This window comes from Idiomarina sp. UBA4206 (assembly GCF_002383015.1).
Lineage (GTDB): Bacteria > Pseudomonadota > Gammaproteobacteria > Enterobacterales > Alteromonadaceae > Idiomarina > Idiomarina abyssalis.
In genome coordinates this window covers 419-952 of the sequence record NZ_DFTS01000005.1, presented here as the reverse complement: position 1 = coordinate 952, position 534 = coordinate 419, and the positions used below count along the sequence as shown (strand labels likewise).

Sequence of the window (534 nt, the reverse complement as noted above, 5' to 3'; positions counted from 1 at the left end):
AAGGTAACAACGCTGAACTGGGTACCCAGAAATTGAACGAAAGTGGCCTGAACATTATCGCTGCAGAGAGCTTATCTGATGCTGCCGATAAAGTGGTTGCTGCGGCAGGAGGTCAATAATGAGCATTTTGATCGATAAAAACACCAAAGTAATCTGTCAGGGTTTCACTGGCGGTCAGGGTACTTTCCACTCTGAGCAAGCAATTGCTTACGGTACACAAATGGTTGGCGGTGTTACACCTGGTAAAGGTGGCCAAGAACACTTAGGCCTGCCTGTATTCAACACAGTAAAAGAAGCAGTAGAAGCAACTGGCGCAACTGCATCAGTTATCTACGTACCAGCACCTTTCTGTAAAGACTCAATCATCGAAGCAGCAGACGCTGGTATCGAACTGATTGTTTGTATTACTGAAGGTATTCCTACACTGGATATGCTTTACGTAAAAGAATACCTGACGCACAAAGGCGTGCGCATGATCGGTCCAAACTGCCCGGGTGTTATCACTCCGGACGAGTGCAAGATCGGCATCATGCC

At 47.0% G+C, this 534-nt stretch carries 1 pseudogene; it reads left to right on the top strand.

Annotated elements, in window-relative coordinates:
* Window positions 1-118: 118 nt before the first annotated feature.
* Window positions 119-534, top strand: a pseudogene (locus tag B3180_RS00740) (succinate--CoA ligase subunit alpha); the annotation flags it as partial.